We start from the raw sequence: 11,284 nt of genomic DNA on the forward strand, positions 1-11,284 counted from the left end.
GCAGAACCCCAGTAGAGCGCGAGTTTGATGATGTTTGATCAAGCGCGCTGCCACAGTTACGTGACAGTTTGATGAAGATTGCCGAGCGGTCGTATTCGGACAGAAGATCGTTCCCACGCTCTGCGTGGGAATGCCTCAATGGACGCTCCGCGTCCGCTTCGGCAGGGACGCGGAGCGTCCCGGGCTGCATTCCCACGCAGAGCGTGGGAACGATCAGATCAAATCAGGCCAACTGACTGCGCAACTGCCGCGCCGCCGCCACCATGTTGACCAACGCCGCCTCAGTCTCCGGCCACGCCCGGGTCTTCAACCCGCAATCCGGGTTCACCCACAACCGCTCGGCCGGAATGCGTTTAACGGCTTTGCTCATCAACTTGACCATCTCCGCCGTGTCCGGCACCCGTGGCGAGTGGATGTCATAGACCCCCGGCCCGATGTCGTTCGGGTAGTCGAACGCTTCAAAGGCTTCCAGCAATTCCATGTCCGAACGCGAGGTTTCGATGGTGATCACGTCGGCGTCCATCGCCGCGATGGACTCGATCACGTCGTTGAATTCGCTGTAGCACATGTGGGTGTGGATCTGGGTTTCGTCCCGCACGCCGGAGGCGCTCAAGCGGAAGGCCTCCACCGCCCAGTCCAGATACTCCTGCCACTGCGCCCGGCGCAGCGGCAAGCCTTCGCGGAACGCGGCTTCGTCGATTTGCACGATCTTGATGCCGGCGTTTTCCAGGTCGACCACTTCGTCACGCAGGGCCAACGCCAATTGCTGCGCCTGGATTTTGCGCGAGACGTCTTCGCGGGGGAACGACCACATCAGCATGGTCACGGGACCGGTGAGCATGCCTTTCATGACCTTGTCGGTCAGGCTCTGTGCATACGTGATCCAGTCAACGGTCATGGCGTTCGGACGGCTCAGGTCGCCGTAGATGATTGCCGGTTTGACGCAGCGCGAACCGTAGCTCTGCACCCAACCGAAACGGGTGAACAGGTAGCCATCCAGTTGCTCGGCGAAGTACTCGACCATGTCGTTGCGTTCGGCTTCGCCGTGCACCAGCACGTCCAGGCCCAGGCGTTCCTGAACTTGCACCGCGTGGCGGATTTCACTGTGCATGGCGTCGGTGTAATCGTTGGCCGACAGCTTGCCTTGCTTGAAGGCCTGGCGTGCCAGACGGATCGAACCGGTTTGCGGAAACGAGCCGATGGTGGTGGTCGGGAACGCCGGCAGTTTCAAGCGCGCACGTTGCTGCTCGATGCGTTTGGCAAACGGCGAATGACGTTGGCTGTCCTTCTCAATGATGGCGTTTATCCGTGCCTGCACTTGGGCTTTGTGGATACGCGGTGACTCGGCGCGGCTGGCCTGGATCGCACGGCTCTCGGCAAGGGCGGTTTGCACCTTGGGCGATTGCGGATCGTTGAGCGCATCACGCAGCACGGCGATTTCCCCGCACTTCTGCACCGCAAAGGCCAGCCAGCTTTTCAACTCTGGGTCGAGTTTGTCTTCGCGTTCCAGGTCCACCGGGCTGTGCAGCAGCGAGCAGGAACTGCTCACCCACAGGTTGTCGCCAAAACGCTCTTGCGCCGGTTGCAGTTGCGCGAGGACTTGCTCCAGTTCGCAGCGCCAGACGTTGCGGCCGTTGACCAGGCCCACCGAGAGAATTTTGTATGTCGGCAGACGATCCAGCACCTGGCCGAGTTGATCCGGCGCACGCACGGCGTCGATGTGCAGGCCTTGCACCGGCAGGCCGACCGCCAGGCCGAGGTTGTCTTCCAGGCCACTGAAGTAGGTCGCCACGAGCTTTTTCAGCGGCGAGTATTGAAGGATGTGGTAAGCGCGTTCGAAGGCGTTTTTCCATTCTTGCGGCAGGTCGAGGGTCAGGATCGGTTCGTCGATCTGCACCCATTCCACGCCTTGAGCGGCGAGGCGGCCGAGGATTTCACCGTAGATCGGCAGCAGTCGTTCCAGCAGGTCGAGCTTGTCGAACTCGTTGCCTTTGGCCTTGCCCAGCCACAGGTACGTCAGCGGGCCGATGATCACCGGCTTGACGTTGTGGCCCAGCGCCTTGGCTTCGTCGACTTCGTCGAACAGCTGTTCCCAGCTCAGTTTGAATTGCTGGTCAGCGGTGAATTCCGGGACCAGGTAGTGGTAGTTGGTATCGAACCACTTGGTCAGCTCCTGGGCGTATTGCGCTTTGCTGTGTTCACCGCCGCAACAGGCAGCCGTGGCGCCTCGGGCCATGGCGAACAGGGTGTCGAGGGTCGGCAGGCCGCGCGAGTCCTTGGCACCGTCGAAACGCTCGGGGATCACACCGAAAGTCAGGGAATGGGTCAGCACCTGGTCGTACCAGGCGAAGTCGCCGACGGGCAGCAGGTCGATGCCGGCGTCTTTCTGCAATTGCCAGTGGGTGGCGCGCAGTTGGCGGCCGACGCTTTTCAGCGCGTCCTGGTCGAGGTCGCCCTTCCAGTAGGATTCGAGGGCTTTTTTCAGTTCGCGGTCAGCGCCGATGCGCGGAAAACCAAGTGTGTGGGCCAGAGCCATGGTGAATTTCTCCCTGTAAAAGATGGCGCTATTGTCGACAGCCAACCCAACATGAGACAAACTCAACCTTTTCGTGTTGATCACAAGTTTTCCTCATGGAGCCATCCGGTGCTTGAAATCCGTCACCTGAAGACCCTGCACGCCTTGCGCGAAGCGGACAGCCTGGTCGATGCCGCCGACCGCCTGCACCTGACCCAGTCCGCCCTGTCCCACCAGTTCAAGGAGCTTGAGGAACGGCTGGGGATGCCGCTGTTCGTGCGCAAGACCAAACCGGTGCGGTTCACCAGCGCCGGTTTGCGCCTGCTGCAACTGGCCGACGCCACCCTGCCGCTGCTGCGCGGCGCCGAGCGTGATATCGCGCGCCTGGCGGGCGGCACGGCGGGCCGATTGCACATGGCCATCGAGTGCCACAGTTGCTTCCAGTGGCTGATGCCGACCATCGATCAATTCCGCGATGCCTGGCCGGAAGTCGAGCTGGACCTGGCGTCGGGCTTCTCCTTCGCCCCGCTGCCGGCCCTGGCCCGTGGTGATCTGGATTTGGTGGTGACCTCCGATCCGCTGGAACTGGCGGGCATCACGTACGTGCCGTTGTTCACTTATGAAGCAATGCTCGCGGTGGCCAACCAGCACCGTCTAGCGAGCAAGGCCTACATCGTTCCGGAAGATTTGCTCACGGAAACGCTGATCACCTACCCGGTGGAACGCGATCGACTGGACATCTTCACCCGCTTCCTCGAACCGGCCGACATCGAACCGGCACAAGTCCGCACCTCGGAACTGACGGTGATGATGATGCAATTGGTGGCCAGCGGACGCGGCGTGTGCGGCATGCCCCATTGGGCGCTGCATGAATACAGCTCACGGGGTTACGTGAAGGCCAAGCGGCTGGGCGAGAAAGGATTGTTTGCGACGCTGTATGCGGGGATTCGCGCGGACATGCTGGATGCGCCGTACATGCGCGACTTTTTGCTGACGGCCAAGGACACATCGTTCTCGACACTCGACGGGGTCAGCGCCGTCCGTTAATACACTACATACCCCTGTGGGAGCGAGCTTGCTCGCGATGGCGTCGTGTCAGTTGATATCTGTATTGGCTGATACACCGCTATCGCGAGCAAGCTCGCTCCCACAGGGATTTCGTGATCCTCAGAGTTCACGCCACATGTGGATTTTGTCGAAGTAGTCTTCGCCGACGCGTACCGCCATGGGTTCTAGGCCGTACTGGATGAAGCCGCATCGCTGGTACAGGTTGAACGCGGCTTCGTTGCCGGCGGTGACGGTCAGCTGGATCAACTGCAGGCCTGTATGGTTCTGCGCTTCAGCCAGCGCCGCTTGCACCAGTTGCTGACCCAACCCTCGCTGCCGGACCTTTCCAGACACGTACATGCCAAACAGCGTTGCCTTGTGCCGGGCCTTTTCCCGGGGTTCCAAGGCCAGACCGACGATGCCTGCCAACTTGCCCTCGTCAAACGCCCCAAGCACCACATCAAGCTTGCTGGTCAGGCGCGACTCCCACCAACTCAGCGGCATCGCGGCGCGCTCGCGCACACTCGAGGTGAAAGCCTGCGGATGCAGGTCGTAGGCTTCCAGCATCAGTGCCCGATAGTCCAGGGCATGGCTGGCATCCAGTCGTTCAATCCACATGATCAAGCCGTCCGTCGTTGCTCAAGCATCAGTCGCACCGCCAGCGCTGACAGGACAAAGCCCATGAAATAACGCTGCACCGCCAGCCAGGTCGGGTTGTTGACGAACCATGACGCGATGCCCGCAGCGAAAATCGCGATCAGCAGATTGACGCAGAAACTGACGCTGATCTGGGTCAGGCCCAGCACAATGCTTTGGGTAAACACCGAGCCATGTTCAGGTGAGATGAATTGCGGAAACACCGACAGGTAAAACACCGCAATCTTCGGGTTCAGGGCGCTGGTGAGAAACCCCATGGTGATCAGTTTGCGCGACGAGTCCGGCGGCAACTGCTGCGCTTCGAACGGTGAACGCGCCCCGGGTTTGACTGCCTGCCAGGCCAGCCACACCAGGTACAGCGCACCGGCCCACTTCAACACTTCGTAGGCCATCGGCACAGCCAGAAACACCGCGGTCAAACCGGCCGCGGCGGCGAACAAATGCACAAAAAAACCCGCTACCACACCAAGCAACGACGTCACGCCGGCCTTGCGCCCCTGGCAGATCGAACGGGAGATCAGGTAAATCATGTTCGGCCCCGGCGTCAACACCATCAGCAACGCGGCAGCGGCGAATATCAGCAAATCTTGAAGCGGGATCATGGGGGCAATCCTAGTCCGTGAATGATCAGGCGATCGCAGTCAGCGAAGCTCGATAAAACGGCAGGATCAGGTCCCGTGTCAATGGCGCCAGCGTGAGATCGCCGTCGGTGGCCGGATCGATCCAGCACACTTCTTCGATCTCCGCGGCAGGCGATACGTCGGAATCGATGGTCAGCTGAAAGAGTTCGGCCTGTACGACAAAACCCGGCTCGTTGGCGGCCGGTGCCGAGAAAGGTCCCAGGTAGGTGGCGTGAGCGGGGTCGATGACCAGTCCAAGCTCTTCTTCCAGTTCACGGGCCAGGGCATGAACCGGTTGCTCGTGGGCCTCGATCTTGCCGCCGGGTTGCATGAAGGCCTCTGTGCCGCGCTTGCGGACCAACAGCGTGCGCCCGTCGGGGCCGATCAGCAGGGCGGCGGCAATGCGGATGATGCGGGGGGAAGTTGCGGTGGGAAGGGTCATGGATCGGAAAGGGCCTTGGGTGAAAGGCGCGAAGGATCACATGGGTATGGGTTCTGCGTCACCCCGAAAAAATCTCTGCACGGCACTGACCCCTCTGTGGGAGCGTGGCTTGCCCGCGATTCAGGCGCCGCGGTCTATCACGCACACCGCGTCATCGTTCATCGCGGGCAAGCCACGCTCCCACAGAGGATCAGTGCGGCTGAACGACCTCTGGCGCTTCGAGAATCGAAGCCGCAGGCTCCTCCGGCACTTTCACAAAAACACTGTACTTCGCCCCTTCCATCGCCTCGAAAGCGATCAGTTTCTCCACCAGCGGTCCGCTCAGCACCTTGCCTGCATTGAGCAGCAACATGCCGTTATCGGCATTGAGGTTGTGCGCCAGGATCATGCCGGCCACCAGGTCCCGGGTAGCCAAGACCTTGACCGTCGGATCGGCCAGCGACACATCGCTCAGGTAGGCGGCACAAACCTTAATGAAGTCCTCGACCAGATCAGGATCGTAGAGACGACCGGCGTACTGGCGGATATAAACCAAGGCTTCATCGCTGTTCATCTGGCGTTCAAGGATCAGCCCACGCTGCAACTCGATGAAATCCACCGCCAGTTTCAGCCACCGCGAACCGAGCGGAATCGCCTCGCCCTTGAGCCGGTCGGGGAAACCAGTGCCGTCCCAGCGCTCCTGATGGTGAAGGATCAGGCGCGCGGCATCTTTCATCGGGTCGAGGGTCATCAACAGCGATTCACTCTGCTTCGGATAACCGCGATAGCGCTCTTGATCGCTGTGGTGCAGCAGGTCCGCAGGCGTGGTCATCATGCTGTCGGTCCAACTGAGCTTACCGATGTTGTAGAGCGCCGCGGCCATGGTCAGGTCGCGGGTGCTGCCCTCGTCCAGGCCATGGCGTTTGCAGTACACCCGCACCAGTTCGATGATCTGCCGGTTCGTCTGCTTGGCCGGCGGTAAACGCAGGTTGGCCAGCAACGAAAACACCTCAGTGCCGGTGACATAACTGTGTTTGAGTTCTTCGTAGGCCAGGTCGAGCATGTCGGCGGTCTGCTGCAGCTCGGAGGTGCGGGACGCGACGTGTTTTTCCAGGGTCGCGTTGAGTAACTTCAATTCCTCGTTCCGATCCCACGTCTCCTGCACCAGGCGCAACCGTTCGCGCTCGGAATGCTGGTAGGCGAGGGATTGTCGCAACGTCAGCAGCAACTCCTCATCGTGCCAGGGTTTGCTGATGTAACGGTCAATCTGCCCCTCGTTGATCGCTTTGACGATCATCGTCAGGTCGGCATAACCGGTCAGCAAAATGCGCAGGGTGTCGGGATGGCGCTGGTGGATGTGCGCCAGCAGCGTCGCGCCATCCATATTGGGCATGCGCGCATCGCTCATCACCAGGTCGACGGGCTGTTTGCCCATGATGTCGAGGGCCTGGGCTCCGCTGGTGGCCAGCAGCACCTCGTAGGGTTGGCCGCGCAGGAGCCGGCGCAGACTATTGAGGATCGATTCCTCATCGTCGACCAGCAGAATGGTAGGTTTATAGGTGACAGTCGTGGGGAGTTGCTCTTCCATGGCATTACCTCAAGCGAAACGGGCGTTGTTGCGTCAGTCATCAGCCAAAACACTCCGTTTCTGGCCGTGCCTGAGCTACAGGCTAGATGATTTCCAGCAAGCCCCTGGAAATGATTCGTTTCAGTCACCCGGGCGAAGTGCTGCACGGGCGACTATGCTCTGCTAACTCGGATCCATTATCTGTACCGTTGCCACGTGATCAGGGAAAGGATGCCCCTATGAGCACACCGCTCCACACTGCCACCGCTCCCGGCGTATGCCTATGAATACGCTGCTGGCGCGTACCAACCGTCGGATTCTTATCGTCGATGACACCGCGTCGATCCATGCGGACTTCATCAAGATCCTCAGCCCGCCATCGATCGATGACGACGACTTGATCAGCGCTGAAAACGCCCTGTTCGGGACTCAAGCGACGGCCACACTGCAAAGCTTCATCCTCGATTCGGCGTATCAGGGCCTCGAAGCACTGGACAAGGTCGAGCGAGCGCTGGCCAACGACCTGCCCTACGCAATGGCCTTCATCGACATGCGCATGCCGCCGGGCTGGGACGGTCTGCAAACCATCGAACGGCTGTGGCAGGTCGATCCCAAGCTGCAAGTGGCACTGTGCACCGCCTATTCCGACTATTCCTGGGAAGACATCGATGAACGCCTGGAGCTGGGCGATCGTCTGCTGATCCTGAAAAAACCCTTCGATGCCATCGAAATCCGGCAGATGGCCAGCGCATTGACCGCCAAATGGCAGATGACCGAAGACGCAGCGCTGAAGATGTCGCTGCTGGAACAGGCCGTCGAAGAGCGCACCCGGGAGCTGTCCGATGCCAACATCATCGTGCAGAACAGCCCGACCATCCTGTATCGCCTGCGGGGCGAACCGTTGTTTCCGCTGATGTACATCTCCCACAACATCACCAAGTACGGTCACGTCGCGGCGAACCTGGTCGCCTCGGCCAATTGGGCCCAGGAGCTGATCCACCCGGACGACCAATCGAAGGTCGACACGGCCATGGCCCGGGTGCTGGACCGCCATGCGGCAGGCGCTTCCATCGAATTCCGGATGCGCACCGGCGACGGTGCCTGGCGCTGGGTCGAAAACCGCTATATCCCGGTGCGTGACGCCGAAGGACGTTTGCTGGAAGTCGAAGGCATCATCATCGACATCACTGAACGCAAGGTCGCCGAGGAGAAAATCGCCCTGCTGGCCCGCACCGACGGGCTCACGGGGCTGGCCAACCGGGCCACCCTGATCGAGCGCCTGCACCAGGCGTTCGCCGCGGCGCGTCGGGGCGCGACACCGTTCGCGATGTTCTACCTCGATCTGGATCACTTCAAACGAATCAACGATACCCTCGGTCATCCGGTGGGCGACCTGTTGCTGCAGGAAGTCGCCCGGCGCATCAAGGCCTGTGTGCGCGAAAACGATGTGGTCGCCCGCCTCGGCGGCGACGAGTTCGCCATCCTGCAACTGGACGTCGGCGACCCGACACAATCTGCATCTTTAGCCGCCAAGGTCCGCGATGCGCTGGTGCTGCCCTACTCCCTGGCCGGCAATGACGTACGCGTTTCGGTCAGCATCGGCATCAGCAGCTATTCACCGCTCATCACCAGCGCCGAAGGCCTGCTGAACCAGGCCGACATGGCGCTCTATCGCTCCAAGGAAAAGGGCCGCAACCAGTATCACTTCCACTCCGAGGAGATCAATCAGGAGGTGGTCGAGCGCATGACCATCGCCAACGATCTGAAAACCGCCATTGAACATGAAGAACTCGAACTCAATTACTGGCCGGAAGTCGACCTGAGCAGCGGCAGGATCCTCGGCATGGAAGCCCAGGTCAGCTGGAACCACCCCGAGCGTGGGTTGCTGGAAGCGCCGGCGTTCCTGCCGGCCGCGGAAAAAACCGGCACCATCATCGCCCTCGGTCACTGGGTGCTGGATCGCGCCTGCCAGCAAATGCGCCAGTGGCGCGACGAAGGCATGGCCCCGCCGGTCATTGCCATCAAGCTGTCCCTGGCCCAGCTGAAAAGCGGGCCCGAGCTGATCTATGACGTGCTGCGCACCACCGCGCGCTGGGAACTGTGCGCTTGGGACCTGCGCTTCGATGTCACCGAAGCGACCCTGGCCCAGACCAAATGGACCCACAACGATGTGCTGCCGCGCCTGCGGGAGCTGGGGGTGAAGATCGCCATCGATGACTTCGGCACCGAATATTCCTCGTTCGACTACCTCAAGACTTACCAGGTCAATCACCTGAAACTCGCCCAGGCCTTCATCGACACGGCGGCCCGCGACCCGGCGAGCGCCAATACTTTGCGTGCGATTATCAATTTCGCTCGCGATGTAGGGATCGGAATCATCGCTGAAGGTGTCGAAACCCAGGAACAGCGCAGTTCGCTGATGGCCACAGGCTCACCAATGAACGCTCAGGGTTACTTCTTCAGTAAAGCGGTCAGCAGCCAACAGGCCGCTAAATTGCTCAAAGCCGGCAGCATCATGCCCGCAAGCAACTACACCGGACCGATCCTGGACAACCCGCACGCCACGGAGGACAAGGAATGAAATCTCCGTCCGTCCAGACCAACCGGCGCATCCTGATCATCGATGACACGCCGTCGATCCATCAGGACTTTCGCAAGATCCTCGGCCCCGATTCCGAAGATGAGCGGACCCTGGCCGGTACCGAAGAAGCGTTGTTCGGCACGCAACAACGGGCTCGACTCGCCTTCCAGCTCGATTCCGCCTATCAGGGTCAGGAAGCCCTCGAACTGGTCAAGCGTGCCCAGGCCGAAGGGCGCCCCTACGCCATGGCGTTCACCGACATGCGCATGCCGCCGGGTTGGGACGGGCTGGAAACCATCGAACAACTCTGGAAGATTGACCCGCATCTGCAAATCGCGTTGTGCACCGCCTTTTCGGATTACAGCTGGGAAGACATGGCTGAACGGCTGGAGTTCGGCGACCAGTTGCTGGTGTTGAAAAAGCCCTTCGACAGTCTGGAAATCCGCCAGATGGCCAGCGCCCTGACCTGGAAATGGCAGATGACGCACGACGCGGAGACGAAAGTGCAAAGCCTGGAGCAAACCATCGAGGCGCGGGTCCACGAACTGCTGAAGGTATCCCACTTACTGCAATATGACGTATTGACCGAACTGCCCAACAGCACGCTTCTCGGTGATCGATTGAACCAGTCGCTGGCGTTGTCCCGCCGCCATGACAAGCAACTGGCGGTGATGTTTCTGGGCCTTGATCGCTTCAAGCGCATCAATAATGCCTTGGGCCATCCGGCCGGTGACGAGATGCTCAAACGGGTCGGGCATAGCCTGGTGTCCACGGTGCGCGAGTCAGATTCGGTGTTTCGCTACGGCGCTGACGAATTCGTGGTAATCCTCGCCGATATCCGCCATCCCCAACAGACCAAAGGCATCGCCGAAAAACTCTTGAACGCCATCTGCACGCCCCAGCACATCGCCGGCCATGACCTGAGCGTGACCGCCAGCCTGGGCATCAGCATCTACCCCGATGACGGCTTCGATGCCATCGCACTGATCAAGAAAGCCGAAACCGCGATGCGCAACGTCAAGGAAAGCGGCCCCAACGACTTCCGATTTTTCATCGACGAGATGAACCAGCGCGCCCGGGATCAGCAGAGCATCGAGTCGGGTATTCGCCTGGCATTGGAGCGGGACGAATTTGTCCTGCATTACCAGCCAAAACTGGACCTGAGCAACGGTGAGGTGGTCGGTGCAGAGGCCCTGATTCGCTGGCAGAAACCGGGGCATGGCCTGGTCTATCCGTCGGATTTCATTGGGGTGGCCGAAGACAGCGGATTGATCGTGCCGTTGAGCAAATGGGTGCTGGCCCAGGCCTGTCGACAAGCCTGCGCCTGGCAGGCAGCCGGCCTGCCGAAGCTGTGCATGTCGGTGAATGTGTCGGCCATCGATTTTCGCCAGCGAGGCTTTGTCGAAGGCATTGAACAGGTCCTCGAACAGACCGGCCTGGACCCGTCATTGCTGGAGCTGGAAATTACCGAAGGCGTGCTGATGCAGAACATCGATGCCACGGTCACCGCCCTGAACCGGATCAAGGCAATGGGGGTGCGGCTGGCCATTGACGACTTCGGCACCGGTTATTCCAGCCTGAGTTACCTGCGGCGTTTTCCCATCGACGTGCTGAAAATCGATCAGTCGTTCATTCGCGGCCTGAGCCGTGACAGCAACGACGCGGCACTGGTAAGCGCCATCATCAGCCTGGGCAAGAGCCTCAAGCTGACCATCATCGCCGAAGGGGTGGAAACCCTCGAACAGCTGGATTTCCTCAAGGCCCATCAGTGCGAGGAAGGCCAGGGTTATTACTTCAGCAAAGCCGTGGCGCCGGATGCGTTCGTGCAATACCTGACGTCGGTGAAATCCCCTCCTCCTGCCGCCACATGAACGAT

The 11,284-nt window shown here is 60.5% G+C and carries 8 protein-coding genes; 3 read left to right on the forward strand and 5 right to left on the reverse strand.

Features of this window, described 5'->3' with window-relative positions:
• Positions 1 to 223: 223 nt before the first annotated feature.
• The gene (metE, locus tag ACYZT8_RS23790) at positions 224 to 2,536 is read right to left on the reverse strand and encodes a 5-methyltetrahydropteroyltriglutamate--homocysteine S-methyltransferase (RefSeq protein WP_461976427.1); all 2,313 of its coding nucleotides are present in this window, start codon (positions 2,534 to 2,536) and stop codon (positions 224 to 226) included.
• A 108-nt stretch (positions 2,537 to 2,644) separates the two neighbouring features.
• Here metE and metR point away from each other — a divergent pair, with 108 nt between their 5' ends.
• Positions 2,645 to 3,562, forward strand: a complete 918-nt coding sequence (metR, locus tag ACYZT8_RS23795) for a transcriptional regulator MetR (RefSeq protein ID WP_131060908.1) — start codon at positions 2,645 to 2,647, stop codon at positions 3,560 to 3,562.
• A gap of 120 nt (positions 3,563 to 3,682) precedes the next feature.
• Here metR and ACYZT8_RS23800 read toward each other — a convergent pair whose 3' ends face one another.
• The 4 genes from ACYZT8_RS23800 to ACYZT8_RS23815 form a co-directional block, all read right to left on the reverse strand.
• The gene (locus tag ACYZT8_RS23800; protein ID WP_461976429.1) at positions 3,683 to 4,180 is read right to left on the reverse strand and encodes a GNAT family N-acetyltransferase; all 498 of its coding nucleotides are present in this window, start codon (positions 4,178 to 4,180) and stop codon (positions 3,683 to 3,685) included.
• Between the two features lie 2 nt (positions 4,181 to 4,182).
• A complete protein-coding gene (locus ACYZT8_RS23805; protein WP_131060909.1) occupies positions 4,183 to 4,821 on the reverse strand; it encodes a LysE family translocator in 639 nt (212 codons plus the stop codon).
• A gap of 25 nt (positions 4,822 to 4,846) precedes the next feature.
• Complete coding sequence (locus ACYZT8_RS23810; protein WP_461976431.1) at positions 4,847 to 5,281, reverse strand: NUDIX hydrolase; 435 nt, start codon at positions 5,279 to 5,281, stop codon at positions 4,847 to 4,849.
• 190 nt (positions 5,282 to 5,471) lie between these two features.
• Positions 5,472 to 6,848 (reverse strand): HD domain-containing phosphohydrolase, encoded by a 1,377-nt coding sequence (locus tag ACYZT8_RS23815; protein ID WP_461976433.1) that lies wholly within the window; start codon positions 6,846 to 6,848, stop codon positions 5,472 to 5,474.
• Positions 6,849 to 7,104: 256 nt separating this feature from the next.
• On the opposite strand from ACYZT8_RS23815, the gene ACYZT8_RS23820 reads away from it, so the two are divergent.
• Positions 7,105 to 9,408 (forward strand): EAL domain-containing protein, encoded by a 2,304-nt coding sequence (locus tag ACYZT8_RS23820; protein WP_461976435.1) that lies wholly within the window; start codon positions 7,105 to 7,107, stop codon positions 9,406 to 9,408.
• The gene (locus ACYZT8_RS23825; protein WP_461976437.1) at positions 9,405 to 11,279 is read left to right on the forward strand and encodes a putative bifunctional diguanylate cyclase/phosphodiesterase; all 1,875 of its coding nucleotides are present in this window, start codon (positions 9,405 to 9,407) and stop codon (positions 11,277 to 11,279) included. Before ACYZT8_RS23820 ends, ACYZT8_RS23825 begins: the two co-directional genes overlap by 4 nt.
• Positions 11,280 to 11,284: the final 5 nt, after the last annotated feature.

The sequence above is a fragment of the Pseudomonas sp. LB3P93 genome (assembly GCF_054898025.1).